This window comes from Alsobacter soli, assembly GCF_003004785.1.
Taxonomy (GTDB): domain Bacteria; phylum Pseudomonadota; class Alphaproteobacteria; order Rhizobiales; family Beijerinckiaceae; genus Alsobacter; species Alsobacter soli.
This window is the reverse complement of record NZ_PVZS01000012.1, coordinates 1-15,447: the sequence shown is the minus strand read 5'-3', so window position 1 is coordinate 15,447 and position 15,447 is coordinate 1. Positions and strand designations below refer to the sequence as shown.

11 protein-coding genes are annotated in these 15,447 nt (G+C 71.0%); 10 read left to right on the top strand and 1 reads right to left on the bottom strand.

The features are described 5' to 3' along the window. Positions 1–141: 141 nt before the first annotated feature. The 10 genes from SLNSH_RS12420 to SLNSH_RS12375 all read left to right on the top strand — a co-directional run bounded on the left by SLNSH_RS12420 (position 142) and on the right by SLNSH_RS12375 (position 12,696). Positions 142–534, top strand: coding sequence for a c-type cytochrome (locus SLNSH_RS12420; protein ID WP_106337324.1), 393 nt, complete (start codon positions 142–144; stop codon positions 532–534). Positions 535–765: 231 nt separating this feature from the next. Beyond that, a complete protein-coding gene (locus SLNSH_RS12415; RefSeq protein WP_280954472.1) occupies positions 766–1,548 on the top strand; it encodes a (Fe-S)-binding protein in 783 nt (260 codons plus the stop codon). Positions 1,549–1,555: 7 nt separating this feature from the next. Continuing rightward, positions 1,556–2,989 (top strand): LutB/LldF family L-lactate oxidation iron-sulfur protein, encoded by a 1,434-nt coding sequence (locus tag SLNSH_RS12410; RefSeq protein WP_106337323.1) that lies wholly within the window; start codon positions 1,556–1,558, stop codon positions 2,987–2,989. Then, positions 2,986–3,657, top strand: coding sequence for a LutC/YkgG family protein (locus SLNSH_RS12405; protein ID WP_106337322.1), 672 nt, complete (start codon positions 2,986–2,988; stop codon positions 3,655–3,657). Before SLNSH_RS12410 ends, SLNSH_RS12405 begins: the two co-directional genes overlap by 4 nt. 118 nt (positions 3,658–3,775) lie before the next feature. Then, the gene (locus SLNSH_RS12400) at positions 3,776–5,545 is read left to right on the top strand and encodes an OmpA family protein (protein WP_106337321.1); all 1,770 of its coding nucleotides are present in this window, start codon (positions 3,776–3,778) and stop codon (positions 5,543–5,545) included. 9 nt (positions 5,546–5,554) lie between these two features. After that, positions 5,555–6,355 carry an NADH-quinone oxidoreductase subunit E gene (locus tag SLNSH_RS25655; RefSeq protein ID WP_106337320.1) on the top strand — a complete coding sequence of 267 codons (801 nt, stop codon included), beginning with the start codon at positions 5,555–5,557 and terminating at the stop codon, positions 6,353–6,355. Positions 6,356–6,451: 96 nt separating this feature from the next. Further along, a complete protein-coding gene (locus SLNSH_RS12390) occupies positions 6,452–7,984 on the top strand; it encodes a L,D-transpeptidase family protein (RefSeq protein ID WP_146140250.1) in 1,533 nt (510 codons plus the stop codon). Between the two features lie 2 nt (positions 7,985–7,986). Next, a complete protein-coding gene (locus SLNSH_RS12385; protein ID WP_106337318.1) occupies positions 7,987–8,610 on the top strand; it encodes a hypothetical protein in 624 nt (207 codons plus the stop codon). Positions 8,611–8,692: 82 nt separating this feature from the next. Then, positions 8,693–9,847 carry an acyl-CoA dehydrogenase family protein gene (locus SLNSH_RS12380; protein ID WP_106337317.1) on the top strand — a complete coding sequence of 385 codons (1,155 nt, stop codon included), beginning with the start codon at positions 8,693–8,695 and terminating at the stop codon, positions 9,845–9,847. 128 nt (positions 9,848–9,975) lie between these two features. Beyond that, positions 9,976–12,696 carry a bifunctional acetate--CoA ligase family protein/GNAT family N-acetyltransferase gene (locus tag SLNSH_RS12375; RefSeq protein WP_106337316.1) on the top strand — a complete coding sequence of 907 codons (2,721 nt, stop codon included), beginning with the start codon at positions 9,976–9,978 and terminating at the stop codon, positions 12,694–12,696. 52 nt (positions 12,697–12,748) lie between these two features. Here the strand turns inward: SLNSH_RS12375 and SLNSH_RS12370 are convergent. After that, the coding region (locus SLNSH_RS12370; protein ID WP_106337315.1) for a PAS domain-containing sensor histidine kinase at positions 12,749–15,447 on the bottom strand (2,699 nt) is incomplete at its 5' end.

Here is a 15,447-nt window from a genome sequence, read left to right as displayed (position 1 = left end):
GCGGAACGCCTCGAACGGAACTCCCGTCATGCTTGCGACTTATGGCGGGTGCGACATACGTCCAGTGCAAGCAGGCACATTGGATGTGCTATTGCCACGATGGAGCCATTCAGGCCTCGCAGACCCAGGGAGCAACTGCTCATGACCAAGTTCACTGTCATTCTCGCCGCCGGCGCCGCGCTTGCGCTCTCCGCAGGCGCCGCTTTCGCGCAGGACGCCGCGGCGGGTGAGAAGGTCTTCCTGAAGTGCAAGGCTTGCCACCAGATCGGCGAAGGCGCCAAGAACGGCGTCGGCCCGAATCTCAACGGTGTCGTGGGCCGCAAGGCTGGCACGGTCGAGGGCTACAGCTACTCCGAGGCGAACAAGAGCTCGGGCCTGACGTGGGACGAGGCCACCCTCAAGGAGTATCTCAAGAACCCGAAGGCCAAGGTGCCGGGCACGAAGATGATCTTCCCCGGCCTGCCCAACGAGGCGGATATCGACAACGTCATCGCCTACCTGAAGCAGTTCGACGCCTCCGGCAAGAAGAGCTGATTTTTTCTCCGTCATTGCGAGCGAAGCGAAGCAATCCAGGGCCTCCGTGAAGCGCTCCTGGATTGCTTCGTCGCTGCGCTCCTCGCAAAGACGGGGATAGCGGCCTCGCCGTGCGGCAGGCCCTGCGGCGCCATCGCGCGGCGCCGCGCTTGAAACGGGGGACGCGCTGGTCCACTCTCCCGCGCGCCGGCCGTCCATAAGGCCGCGCCCGTGTTGGAGACGCCTTCCGCCGTGCCATCGTCCGCCCGCCCGCAGCGGCCCCGCGTGGGGCTGTTCGTCACCTGCCTTGTCGACCTGATGCGCCCGTCCGTGGGCTTCGCCGCGGTGAAGCTGCTCGAGGACGCCGGCTGCGTTGTCGAGGTTCCCCGCCAGACCTGCTGCGGCCAGCCGGCCTTCAACTCGGGCGACCGCGACACCGCGCGCGCCCTGGCCGAGCAGGCCATCGAGGCCTTCGCGCCCTACGACTACGTGGTGGCGCCCTCAGGCTCCTGCGCCGGGCAGATCAAGGCCCACTATCCGGAGCTGTTCGCCGGCGATCCCAACATCGCCCGCAAGGCGGACGCGCTGGCGGCCAAGACCTATGAGCTCGTCAGCTTCCTCGTCGACGTGATGGGCGTGACCGAGGTGGACGCCCGCTTCGACGGCACGGTCACTTACCACGACAGCTGTTCGGGCCTGCGCGAGCTCGGGGTCAAGCGCCAGCCGCGGCAGCTGCTGGCCACCGTGGAGGGCCTCACCCTCACGGAGATGAAGGAGAACGAGGTGTGCTGCGGCTTCGGCGGCACCTTCGCGGTGAAATACGGCGAGATCTCCAACTCCATCGTCGAGAAGAAGACCGAGAACATCGTGGCGAGCGGCGCGCACACGCTGCTGGCGGGCGATCTCGGCTGCCTCATGAACATGGCCGGCAAGCTCTCGCGCGAAGGCCAGCCCGTTGAGGTGCGCCATGTCGCAGAGGTGCTGGCCGGCATGACGGACGAGCCGCCGATCGGCGCCCCGGCGCCCGGGAAGTGAGGCCGTCATGACCGTCCACGTCACCTCCCCCAAGTTCAAGGACAACGCCCACCGCGCGCTGCAAGACGAGCAGCTGCAGAAGGCCATGGGCAATGTCCGGCAGGGCTTCATCGATCGCCGTGCGGCGGTCGCGGCCAAGTTGCCCGAGTTCGAGGCCCTGCGCGACAGCGCGCGGGACATCAAGAACCACACCCTGCAGCATCTCGACCTCTATCTGGAGCAGTACGAGCGCCGGGTGACGGCCGCCGGCGGCCACGTCCACTGGGCGCGCACGGCCGACGAAGCGCGGCGCGCCATCCTCGATATCTGCAAGCGGGTCGGCGCACGCACCGTGACCAAGGGCAAGAGCATGATCTCGGAGGAGATCGGGCTCAACGCCGCCCTGGAAGCGGCGAATATCCGACCCGTGGAGACGGACCTCGGCGAATACATCATCCAGCTGCGCGGCGAGATCCCGTCGCACATCATCGCGCCTGCGGTGCACCTGAACGCGACGCAGGTGGAGAGCGACTTCCGCCGCGTGCACACCCATCTCGACCCGCAGCGCGACCTGTCGCAGCCCGTGCAACTCCTCACGGAGGCGCGCGGCGTGCTGCGCGACCGCTTCCTGGCGGCGGACGTGGGCATCACGGGCGCGAACTTCCTGATCGCGGAGACCGGCACGTCCGTCATCGTGACCAACGAGGGCAACGGCGACCTGACGCAGACCATGCCGAAGGTCCACATCGTGATCGCCTCCATCGAGAAGGTGGTCCCCACGCTTGAGGACGTGTCGCAGATCCTGCGCGTGCTGGCGCGCTCGGCCACCGGGCAGGAGATGAGCGTCTACACGACCTTCTCCACGGGCCCCCGTCGGCCGGAGGACGTGGACGGACCGGAGGAGTACCACGTCGTCATCCTGGACAACGGCCGCTCCTCCATGCTGGGCACGACCTTCCAGGACATGCTCCGCTGCATCCGCTGCGGCGCGTGCATGAACCACTGCCCGGTCTACCACGCCGTCGGCGGCCACGCGTATGGCTGGGTCTATCCCGGCCCCATGGGCGCGGTGCTGTCGCCGTCGCTGATCGGCGTCGACAAGGCGGGCCACCTACCGAACGCCTCCACCTTCTGCGGGCGCTGCGAGAGCGTGTGCCCGGTGCGCATCCCTCTGCCAAAGCTGATGCGGCACTGGCGCGAGCGCGAATTCGAGCGGCACCTGCAGCCGGCGACCTTCAGGTCAGGCCTGGGCTTCTGGGCCTACTTCGCCAAGCGGCCGCGGCTCTACCGGCTGGCGACGAGCGTCGCCATGCGCGGCCTGGCGTGGCTGGGCCGCGACAAGGGTCGGTTCAAGACGCTGCCGCTGGCGGGCGGCTGGACCGATTTCCGCGACTTCCCGGCGCCGCAGGGCGCCACCTTCCAGGACCAGTGGAAGAGCCGCCGGGCCGGAGGCGCGAAATGAGCGCGCGCGACGAGATCTTCGCCAACCTCCGGCGCTCCCTGGGCGTAAAGGGGTCGGAGGCCCCGCGCCGGCACGTGGTTCAGGAGCGGCTGGAGAGCGCGCCCAAGGGGCTGGTCCCGCAGCGCGGCCAGCTCATCGGCGAGGGCCTGATCGAGCTGTTCAAGACGCAGGCCGAGGCCGCCATGGCCAGCGTCGTCGAGGTCGACGGGCCGATGGCCGTGCCGGAGGCGGTTGCGGAGTATCTGAGGGCCTCCAACCTCCCCGCCCGCATCAAGATGGGCGATGACCTGCGGCTCGCCGCCATGCCGTGGGGCGAGACCGCGCTGGAGATCAGCAAGGGGCGCAGCGACGGCCAGGATCTCGTGGCGGTCAACCACGCCTTCGCGGGCGTGGCCGAGACCGGCACCCTCACCATGACGTCCGGGCCGGAGAACCCCTCCACCCTCAACCTGCTGCCCGACTACGCCATCGTCGTGCTGTCTGCCAAGGACGTGGTGGGCGACTACGAAACCATGTGGGCCCGGCTGCGGGACGAATACGGCAAGGGCCAGATGCCCCGGACGGTGAACTGGATCACCGGCCCGTCCCGCTCCGCCGACATCGAGCAGACCCTGCTCTTGGGCGCTCACGGGCCCCGCAGCCTGCACATCGTGCTCGTGAATGGCTGAGAGACAACTTTTGATAGATTTATTTTTAAAGCAGACTTTTTGATTGGTGGCTTGTTGCTTTAGGGATCCTTAACCTGCCCTCCGCCGGACCGATGCCCGGCGGGGTGGGGGCCCTTCGATGATCACGCCGACCCGGTGGCGCCTTGGTCTTGCGCCGCTTGCGTTGCTTGCCGTAGCGACGCTCGTCCTGGGCACGAAGCGCGTCGAGCAAGATGTGGCGCAGCGGGCCGAAGCGAGTCTCGCGCAAAATCACCACGTCGCCGAGGGTCGGCTCTGGCCCTCCCTGAGCGTCCGCGGACGCGACGTGCGGATGGGCGGCGAGGCGCCGACTCCGGCGGAGCCGACGGTTGCGCTCGGCGTGGTGGAGACCACCTGGGGCGTGCGTCGCGCCATGGATGGCGGCGTGACAACGACCCCGTCGGCAAGCCCCTTCCTGTGGCGGGCGGCCGTGGCGGGCAACTCACTCGAGATGGCGGGAGCCGTGCCGCGCGATGGATCCCGCACGATTATCACGGCGGCTGCCCAGTCCGCGATGCCTCTGGCCCTGGTCACCGACGCAGCTACCGCGGCCCGCGGCGCGCCGGAGGGTTTCGCCAAGGCTGGCGTCTTCGCGCTCGGCGTCCTGAGCCAGTTGGAGCGCGGCGAAGCGGCGCTGAGCGACTCCACACTCACCATTACCGGGCAGGCCCGCACCCGGGCCGGGTATGACGCGGTCCGAGCCGCCTTCGCGTCGCCGCCTGCCGGCTTCACCCTGAAGGGCCAAATCACGCCGCCGCGGCTCACCCCCTACGTCACCACCCTCGAGAAGGCCGGCGCCGCTGCGCGATTCGCGGGGGCGGTCCCCTCCGAGGCCGCGCAGGGCGCCGCTCTCAAGGCCCTTGCGGCCGCGATGCCCGGGACCGCGCTGAAGGACGCCACGGCCGTCTGGTCCGGCGCCCCGGCGAAGCTCGACGCTGCGGCGGCCGCGGACCTTATGGGCCGCGTCGCCGCCGGCCTGAAGACCGCGATGATCCAGATCCGGGATGGCGCGCTCTCGGTGAAGGGCGAGACCTCCTCGCAGCAGAGCCGGGCGGCGGTTCTCGCGCTGCTCGACGGACCGCTTCCGGCAGGCCTCGCCAAGGGCGCCGTGGAGATCGCGCCGCCGCCCTTCGCATGGTCGGCGACGCGGGGCGACCGCCGGCTGGCGCTCGCCGGGTCCGTCCCGGACGAGGCGACGCGGGCGCGAATCCTGGGCTGGGCCCGGCGCCTGTTCCAGGGGGACGCTGTGACCGACGGAATGACGGTTGGCGCCACGCCTGAAGGGTTCGCGGACGGGGCCCGGACGGCGCTCGCCGTGTTGTCGCGACTGGCGGTCGGATCGGCGACCCTGGGGGACCGAACCATCACGCTCGAAGGCGGCGCCTATTATGGGGCGGCGGCCGAACGGATCGCGTCGCTGCTTCACACGGCGGCGGGCCTGCCCGCAGGCTGGACCATGGGCGGCAAGGTCGGCACGGCGCCTGTCGGGCCGCAGTTGCCCGCCCGGGAATGCTCCCAGCTCATCGCGACGGCGCTGGCCGAGGGGGTGGTCTACTTCGAGACAGGCAAGGCCAGCCTGGACGCGGACGCGGCCGGCCTCCTGGACGCCATCGCGGGGACCGCCCTGCGCTGCCCCGAGGCCGCCTTCACGATCTCAGGGCACACGGATTCGACCGGTTCGCCCGAGGCGAACATGGAGCTTTCCCGGCGGCGCGCCGAAGCGGTTGCGGCGTGGCTGGCAGAGGCCGGCGTGAACCGCGCGCGCCTCTCGGCCGCCGGCTTTGGAGAAGAGCGCCCCGTCGCCTCCAACGACACGGAGGAAGGCCGGGCTAAGAACCGCCGCATCGACATCGAAGTCCGCGAGCCGTGAGGTGTTGAGATGACCTACCTTCTCGTGACCCTCTGGCTGCCCTGCCTCCTGGCCGTCTTGCTCGGCGCCGTGGTGGGGCTCGCAACGTTCGGCCTCGGCCCGGCCGGCTTCTGGCAGGGCTGGATGAAGCCCGCGGCCGTGCTGTTCGCCATCGGCCTGTTCGCCGCGGCGACGCAACTGCTGAACGGCCGGCTCGGGCTCGCGCTCGACGTCGCCCTCCTGCTGTTTGGCCTCTACATCCTTGGCTGCCTGCTGGGCGCCCTCCTGCGATGGGCGCTCAGGCCGGCGACGCAAGCGGAACCGGCCCTCGCCGGCATGCCGCAGGCGTCCCAGGCGGCGTTGGTGGGGACGCAGCCTGCTGCGCCCGCGCCAGCGGTCAGCCCCGAAGAGGCCCAGCGCGAGGGCGTCGTTGCGCCCGCCGTTGTCCTGCCCGCCCCGGCCACGGACGCCATGCCGGAGTCCATGGACGTCGGCCCTGGCGACGCGGCGCACGCCGCTCCTCGCCTTGACGACAAGCCCGCCGGCTTGACTGGCCCCCGCGACGGCAAGATGGACGATCTCAAGCGGATCCGCGGCATCGGGCGGCAAAACGAGGCCAAGCTGCACGAGCTTGGCGTCTGGCACTTCGACCAGATCGCGGCGTGGACGCCGGCCCATGCCGCGTGGGTCGGGCATTTCCTCGCCTTCCCGGGGCGCATCGAACGCGAAGACTGGGTGGGGCAGGCCAAGGTTCTGGCGTCCGGCGGAATGACCGCGTTCGCCGAGAGGGTGGACCGGGGCGAAGTCCCGACATCGAGCAACGAGGAGTGACGCCTCGCGGTGAGCCGCCGCGCTCGCGCCATCATCCGGTTGGCTCCTGTTAACCAATCCCCATCACGATGGCGGAACCTTTTGCGAGTGCGCGTCATGTTCCGCCGTCCGCCGTTCTCCCCCTCGGCCCTGGCCCTTGCGGCCGCGCTTTGCGTCCCTCTCCCGGCTTCCGCCCAGACCTTCGCTCCTGCTCCGGCGGCCGCCCCCGCGGCGCGGCCGCTCACGGTGGCGCCTCCCGCGACCGTCATGTCCGAGCCGCTCGCGCCGCCCACGCCTGCTCCCAGCCAGGGCGCCGCGCAGCCCGCGGCGCAGGCGGCCGCGCCCGCCGCGCTTCCGACCGCTTCGGCCGCTCCGCCTGCGGCGGCGCCGTTGTCGTCTGTCCCGGCGGCTCCGGCGCCGGCGACTGCTCCGCCCGCCTCCGGGCAACCCGCGCCCGGGCAGCCCGTCCTCGCCCTGCCGGCCAAGCCGAAGCCCCCGGCGCCGGCGCCCGAGGTGAAGATCTCGCAGGATCCGAGCCCGAGCTACCACCCCGACAGCGTCGCCATGATCCTGGCGGCGGCCAAGGCCTATGGGGAGGCCGCCGCCCGCGGCGGCTGGGCGCCCGTGCCGGAGGGCGGGCCGCTCATCAAATTCGGGGTGAAGGACCCGATCGTGGCGCAGATCCGGACCCGTCTGGTCGCCACCAGCGACCTCGCCGACGACAACGGCTCCGACCGGTACGACCGGGAGATGCTGAACGCAGTGCGCCGGTTCCAGGCCCGGCATGGGTTGCCCGAAAGCGGCGTGATCGGCCCCGCCACGGTCAAGGCCATGAACGTGCCCGCGGAGGAGCGCCAGCGGCAGCTGCTGCTGTCCGCGCAGCGGCTGCAGAGCGCCAACTTCGCCTTCGGCCCGCGCTACATCGCGGTGAACATCCCGTCGGCCGCCGTGGAGGCGGTGGAGAACGGCGTCGTGGCGCGACGCTACGTGGCGGTGGCGGGCGACCCCGAGCACCACTCGCCCACCGTCGAAGCCAAGGTGGGGGCGGTCAACTTCCACCCGACCTGGACCGTGCCGGTGTCCATCATCCGCCGGGAGATCATCCCGAAGATGCGCAAGGACGCCACCTATCTGGCCAAGCAAAACATCCGCATCCTGAACGCCGCCGGGCAGGAGGTGGACCCGGCCCAGGTCGACTGGAGCAACGAGAGCGCGGTCAACTACACGCTGCGTCAGGACTCCGGCGCGTCGAACTCGCTTGGCATCGTGCGCATCGCCATGCCGAACCAGCATGCCGTCTACATGCACGACACGCCGTCGAAGCGCTTCTTCGGCCAGGATTTCCGGTTCCTGTCCCACGGCTGCGTGCGGGTCTCCGGCGTGCTCGACCTCGTCACCTGGCTGCTCGCCCCGCAGGGATGGACGCGCGAGCAGGTGGACGCGATGGTCGCCTCCGGCGAGCGCAAGGACGTCAAGCTGCCGCAGTCGGTCCCGGTCGCCTGGGTGTACATGACCGGCTTCGTGGCGGCCGACGGCGCGGTGAACTTCCGCGAGGACGTCTACGGCCTGGACAAACCGGCCGCCACCGACCCGGTCGCGACCGCCAGCGTCGTGCGCCGGGAGGCCTCGCGCGGCCAGGCGCAGCGCTGAGGATGCCCCTCCAGAACCGCGTCCTGCCGGACGGCTCCATCGTGGCCGACCCCAGCCGCGGGACGCTGATGGGCAACCGCGGCGGGCGCATCCACGACCCGGCCACGAGGACGCTCGGGCGCAGCCGCTGGACGTCGCAGGCCTGGATCTGCTGCGAGCTCGCCTTCAAGGACCGCCTGAGGCCCGTGTTCGGCTCGGGCTACACGGAGCTGTTCTTCTGCGACGAGGTGACGGCCCTGGCGGCCGGCCACCGCCCCTGCGTCGAATGCCGCCGCAAGGACGCGCACGCCTACCGTGACGCGGCCGTGCGAGGGCTCGGCCTGGGCGAGACGCCCCTGTTCCCCTTGCTTGACCGGCGCCTCCACGCGGAGCGTCTGGACGGCCGCGCCAAGCGCATCCACGCGCTCGCGGCCGAGGCCCTGCCGGATGGCGCCATGCTGCGCGACCGCGCCGGCCGCTTCCTGGCCCTGACAGGCGATCGTGCGCTGGTCTGGTCGCCGGCGGGCTATGTCGGCGCGGAGCCGCGACCATCGGGAAACGTCGACGTGCTCACGCCGCCGACCACCCTGGCCGCGCTCGGCGCCAATTTCCGGCCACGCTGGCACCCAAGCGCGGCTGCGCTCTAGCGCCGAACGCGGATGGGCGCCGCCGCGGCTTCTGGCAGCGGCGGCGCAATGCTAGCCTCGGGCCAAAGCCAGGAGACGCCCGATGCATTTCGCCTTCACCGACGAGGAAGAGATGATCCGCGCCACCGCCGAGCGGCTGGCGGCGGAGCGCCTCGCCCCCTTGGCCGCCCGGCTCGACCGCGGCGAGGGCCGGGCCGAGATGCTGGCGAACCTCAGGCTCCTGGCCGAGAACGGCTTCATGGGCCTGAACGTGCGGCCCGAATACGGCGGGACTGGCGCCGGCACGGTGGCCTTCGCGCTCAGCATCGAGGCGCTGGGCTACGCCTGCGCGTCCACCGCCGTCGGGGTCTCCGTCACCAACATGGTGGGCGAGGTGATCCAGGCGGTCGGCAGCGAGGAACAGAAGCGGCTGCACCTCCCCCGGCTCGCGGACGGGACCTACCCGGCCGGCGCGTTCTGCCTCACCGAGAGCGGCGCGGGGTCGGACCCCGCCGGCATGCGGACGCGGGCGCGCCGGGACGGGGACGGTTACGTGCTCGACGGCCAGAAGATCTACATCACGTCGGCCGAATACACCGGCGTCTTTGTGGTCTGGGCGGTGACGGACCCGGACCGTCCCAAGGGGAAGGGCATCTCGTGCTTCCTGATCGAGGCCGGAACGCCGGGTCTCGTCGTCGGCAAGGCCGAGGAAAAAATGGGCCAGCACGGCTCGGCGACGAACACCGTCACCTTCGAGAACTGCCGCGTGCCCTCCTCCGCCCTCATGGGCCGGGAGAACGACGGCTTCCGAATCGCCGTCGGCGAACTCGCCGGCGGGCGGATCGGCGTGGCGGCCCTGTCGCTCGGCATCGCCCGGGCGGCCATGGACGCCGCGAAGGCCTATGCGCGAGACCGGCGCCAGTTCGGGCAATCCATCAGCGAGTTCCAGGGCGTCCAGTGGATGATCGCCGATCGCGAGGTGGACCTCGAGGCGGCCCGGCTGCTGATCCTGAGCGCGGCCGCCAAGAAGGACCGTGGCGAGCCCTTCGGCAAGGAGGCCTCCATGGCGAAGCTCTTCGCCTCGGAAGCCGCGCACCGCGCCACCGACACTGCCATCCAGTTGCATGGGGGGGCCGGCTACATCCGCGACTACCCGGTCGAGCGCCTGGCGCGGGACGCGCGCATCACGCGGATCTATGAAGGCACTTCGGAGGTCCAGCGCCTCATCATCGCGCGAGAGACCCTGCGGAACCTCTAAGCCGCCAGAGTTGCTGCGCTGCACAGATCGCGCCGCATTGCGATAGCTCAGCGCCGGAGGCCAGAGTTTGGACGTATCGAAGGGGTAAAGCGGCGCGAGTCTGGACGCGCCAGCATTCGCGAGGGCCCATGAGCACCTATCGGCTTGAGAACCTGTTCGCGCCGCGTTCCGTGGCCCTCGTCGGGGCGAGCCCGCGGGAAGGCTCGCTGGGCCGGGCCGTCCTCAAGAACCTGCGCGACGCCGGCTTCCCGGGGCCGCTGCACCTCGTGAACCCCAAATACGCGGAGATCGACGGGGTCGCGACCGCGCCGTCGCTCTCGGCCCTGCCCGCCCCGCCCGACGTCGTGGTGATCGCCGCCCCGAAAGATTCGGTCCCGGACCTGATCGACGAAGCGGGCAGACTCGGCGTCTGCGCGGCCGTGGTGATCACGGCGGGGTTCGACCGGGGGCCGGGCTCGGCCGAAGAGCGCATCGCGGCCTCCGCCCGCAAGAGCGGGCTGCGCATCGTCGGTCCGAACTGCCTGGGCGTGATCGCCCCCGGGGCCAAATTCGACGCCAGCTTCGCGGCGCGGCCGGCGCTCAAGGGGGATCTCGCGCTCATCTCGCAGTCCGGCGCCATCGCGGCGGCGCTCATCGAGTGGGCGGGCAACCACGGCGTCGGCTTCTCCGGCGTGGTTTCGCTCGGCGACAAGCTCGACGTCGATTTCGGCGACTGCCTCGACTACTTCGCGCAGGACCGCTCGACCCGCGCCATCCTGCTCTACGTCGAATCCATCAACGACGCGCGCAAGTTCATGTCGGCCGCCCGCGCCGCCGCCCGCACCAAGCCGGTGGTGGTGGTGAAGTCGGGCCGCCACAAGGCCGGGGCCCAGGCGGCGCGCACGCACACCGGCGCTCTGGCCGGGTCGGACGCCGTCTACGAGGCCGCCTTCCGGCGGGCGGGCCTGCTGCGCGTGTACGACCTGGACGAGCTCTTCGCCGCAGTCGAGACGCTGTCTCGTGTCGCGCCGTTCAAGGGCGACCGGATCGGCATCCTGACCAACGGCGGCGGCCTCGGCGTGCTCGCGGTGGACCGGATCACGGACCTGGGCAACCAGCTCGCCACCCTCACCCCAGGGACCCTGGATTCGCTCGGACAGGCGTTGCCGGCCGGATGGTCGCACGGCAACCCGGTGGACATCATCGGCGACGCCAATGCGGAGCGCTACGCCCGCGCGCTCGAGATCATGCTGAAGGACGACGGCACGGACGCCGTTCTGGTGATGAACTGCCCGACCGCGCTCGTCTCCAGCAAGGAGGCGGCCCAGGCGGTCGCCAATGTCGTCAAGGCGCATCGCGCGTCCAGCTACAAGCCGAAGCCGGTGTTCGCGGTGTGGCTGGGCGACGCGGCGGAGTCCAACGAGATCTTCGAGAAGGCGCGCATCCCCAACTACGCCAGCGAGGCGGAGGCCGTGCAGGGCATCTCCCACCTGATCGCCTACCGCAAGGCGCAGGACCTCATCATGGAAATGCCGCCAAGCCTGCCGGAGGAGTTCTCGCCGGACGTGGAGACAGCCCGGCGGCTCGTGCGCGAGGGCCTGGAGAAGGGCGAGCGCTGGCTCGACCCGGTGGCGGTCACCGGCGTGCTGGAGGCCTACCAGATCCCGGTCGCGCCAGTGCGCCGGGCCCGGACGCCGGAGGAAGCAGCGGAGATCGGCGCCGCCTTCATCGCCCAGGGCTCGGCCGTGGCGGTCAAGATCCTGTCCCAGCAGATCACGCACAAGTCGGACGTCGGCGGCGTGGTGCTGAACCTGTCCACGCCCAGGGCGGTCGAGGACGCGGCGCGGGCCATGCTGGCGCATGTCGCCGAGGTGCGGCCCGACGCGGTGTTGGACGGCGTGACCGTGCAGCCGACCATCTTCCGGCCGCGCGGCCGCGAGTTGATCGCCGGCCTGGCCGACGATCCGACCTTCGGGCCCGTGGTGGTGTTCGGCCGCGGGGGCACGGCGGTGGAGGTCATCAACGATAAGTCGCTGGCCTTGCCGCCCCTGGACATGACGCTGGCGCAAACCCTGATCGCCCGCACGCGCGTGTACCGGCTGCTGAGCGGCTATCGCGACGTTCCGCCCGCCGACATCGATGCTGTCGCCCTCACGCTGGTGAAGCTGGCGCAGCTCTCTGCGGACGTGCCCGAGATCCGCGAACTCGACCTCAATCCGCTCATCGCGGACGAGAGCGGCTGCATCGCGCTGGACGCCCGGATCGGCATCGAGGCCGTGCCGGCCTCCGAGCGGCGCGCCAAAATGAACCCGCGCTTCGCCATCAAGCCCTATCCGACGGAGTGGGAGCGCGAGATGACGCTGAAGGGCGGCTTGCAGGTGCTGGTCCGTCCGGTGCGGCCCGAGGACGAGCCGCTCTATGTCGAGTTCTTCAAGAAGGTGACGCCGGAGGACCTCCGGCTGCGCTTCTTCGCCAAGGTGAAGGACTTCAGCCACGCCTTCATCGCCAGGCTCACGCAGCTCGACTATTCGCGCGCCATCGCGTTCGCGGCCCTCGACAAGGAGACCGGCGAGCTCCTGGGCGTGGTGCGACTCCACGCCGACGCCAACCACGACACGGGCGAATACGCCATCCTGCTGCGCAGCGACCTCAAGGGGCGCGGGCTCGGCTGGGCCCTCATGCGCCTGATGATCGACTACGCGAAGGCGGACGGCCTGAAGACCGTGCACGGCCAGATCCTGCGCGAGAACACCACCATGCTCGCCATGTGCGAGGCGCTCGGCTTCGAAGCGCACGCGGACCCCGACGACCGCGACATCAAGAACGTGGTGCTGAAACTCGACCAGATCCAGGCGCAGGCGGCGGAGTAGGCCGGGCGGTATCCCCTCTCCCGCCGCGCACGGGAGGGAGGCATATCGAGCCTCACTCCGACAGCACGCGCGTGGTCGGGAAGGTGACTTCCACCAGGGTGCCCGAGTCCTTGGCCGAGCGGATCGTCAGCGAGGCGCGGTTGGCTTCCACCAGGGCCTTGGTGAGCGGCAGGCCCAGGCCCGTGCCGCCGCGGGCCGAGCCGGCGACCTGGCGGAAGGGCTCGAGCGCCGTCTCGATCTCCTTCTCGGTCATGCCGATGCCGGTGTCGCGGACGCGCAGGGCCACCTCGCCCCGGTCCGTGAACGCCGTCGAGACGATCACCTGGCCGCCGGGATCGGTGAACTTCACCGCGTTGGAGAGGATGTTCAGCACGATCTGCCGCAGCGAGCGCTCGTCCGCCACGACGCGGGGCAGCCGCTGGCTGAGGCTGGTGCGAAGCACCACCCGGGCGGCGCTGGCCTGGGGCTGCAACATGGCCACCGAGCGGCTCACGATCTCGTTCGCGTCCACGCTGACGAAGTTCAGGTCGAACTTGCCGGCCTCGATCTTGGACAGGTCCAGCAGATCGTTGATCAGGCTGATGACGTGCCCGCCGGAGGCGTGGATGTCGCGCAGGTATTCCAGGTAGCGCTCGTTGCCGATGGGGCCGAAGCGCTCCTCGATCATCACCTCGGCGAAGCCGATGATGGCCGACAGCGGCGTGCGCACCTCGTGGCTGATCTTGGCCAGGAAGTCGGATTTCTGGGCGCTGGCCTGCTCGGCCGCCTGCTTGGCCTCCAGAAGGTCGCCTTCGGCCTTCTTCCAGGGCGTGATGTCGCGCAGCACCGCGCAGAACTTGCGCTCCGGCGCTTCGCTGATGGCGCCCAGCGTCATGAACAGCGGGATGCGGCCGCCCTGGCGGACGCGGCCGACGACCTCGCGGCCGTCGTTGAGCACGCTGGCGACGCCGTTGGCCTTCAGGCCCTCCAGGTAGTCCAGCGCGAGGGCGTGGCTGTCCGGCGCGAAGAGCGTGATGAAGGTTTCGCCCGCGACCTCGTTCTGGTCGTAGCCGAACAGGGCCTCCGCCGCCTTGTTGAGCGACAGGATACGGCCGGCCTCATCGAGCACGATCACGCCGTCCGTGGCCGTATCCAGGATGGCGCGGAGTTCCCTGACGTCCGCCGTGCGGCGGCGCAGGTCGAGCTCGACGGCCTTCAGCTTGGGCAGCGTCTCCGCGTCCACGGCGCGGCGGAAGGACATGAGGGTGGCGGGGAGTTCGTCCCACAGGATCGCCTGCAGGCGCGCGTCCACCGCGATCGTCTCGCCATCGCGGGCCGTCAGCATCACGGTGGAGCCTTCGGCGCCGGGCGAGAGGCTCTCGGCGGCGCGTCCGTTGAACAGGCCCTCCAGGCCGCTCTCCCGGTGAAACGCGTCGATATCCTCGTAGCCGAGCAGATCCAGCAGCGTCCGGTTCATGGCGATCGGCACGTCGCCGCGGCTGACCATGACGCCGATGGGGAGGCGGTCGAAGATCAGCTCCGCATGGCGGGCCAGTTCGGACACGGGAGCCTGGGCCGGCTGCTCCGCAGCGGGCGCTGCGGGCTGGGGCTCCGGGGGAAGCTGGGCTGTGGCCGCTGGCGCGGGGGCAAGACCCTCGGGCGCTGGCGCGGGGTAGGACTCAGGCTCGGGCAGGCGTTCCTGGAGCGGGTCATGCCCCGGCGATGCAGGTTCCGCGGGAGGGGCCTCCGCCGCCTCTGGGGCGACCCGCTCTTCGGGCGGCTGGCCAGGGCCGGTTTCTGCGCCCTCGGCAAAGGCTTCCAGTTCCTCCCCTTCCACGCGCGCTCCCAGAGCCCGCGCGATTTCGCGGAAAGCATGGCGCTCGCTTCGGCTCAGGCCGGTCGGGCCAGCCGCGCCAGATGCGGCGTCCGGGGCGGCGCTGCGCAGCGGCACGACCTTGCCGATGGGCTCCGCCGGGCTGGAAGGCTGGGCGGACTGGGTGCGCGGGGGCTCTCCGTTGGGCGCCTCTGCGGTTTCGGCGAGAGCCCCGGGGATCCGGGATGCGTCGGGCTCGGCCAGGGCGCCGTCGAGCGTCGCCGCCGCGTCGCGCGACACAGGCCCGGACTGGACCTCGCTCGCCTCCGGAGCGCGCGCCTCGGAGGGCTGGGCCGCCAAAGCGGCGGACGGCTCCTGGGCAGCGGTCAGGCTGATGATGTCGCGCGCGGGCGGGGCCGTCCTTGGCGGGAACGGCGGCTCCGAAACAGGCGCGGCCTCGTCCTCGGCCTGTTCGGCTTCCTCGCGTCTTGACTCCGCTTCCACCGTGGCGGACGGCGCGGCCGGCAGCGGCACGAGCTCGTCCAGGTGGATGACGCCGAAGCCGCGATACCCGGTGAACGCGCGCCCGCGGTCGAAGGTCGGCACCCCGGACAGGGACACGGCGACGCCGCCCGCGGCGCCCTGCACCGGCCAGGTCAGGTCCACGCCCGTGAAGGTCTGACGCGCCAACAGCGCGGCCGCCAGGGCGCCCTCCCGGGCCTGGACGCCGCGCGCGGCGAGGGCGCCCATGTCCTCCCCGCACGCCGGCGTGTTTTCCGGCCCCACCGCGCGGGTGAAGTCTTCGGAGATGTCTTCCAGGCGCCCGTGCGGGTCCGAGCGCCAGGTGAAGCGGGCGAGCGGGCGTCCGCCGAATCGCGCGCGCAGCGCGGGCGCGTCCACGGCGGCCGGCGGCTGCGCGTCGGGGGCGCGTGCGAAGGCGGGCGGCGGCTCGGGGGCGC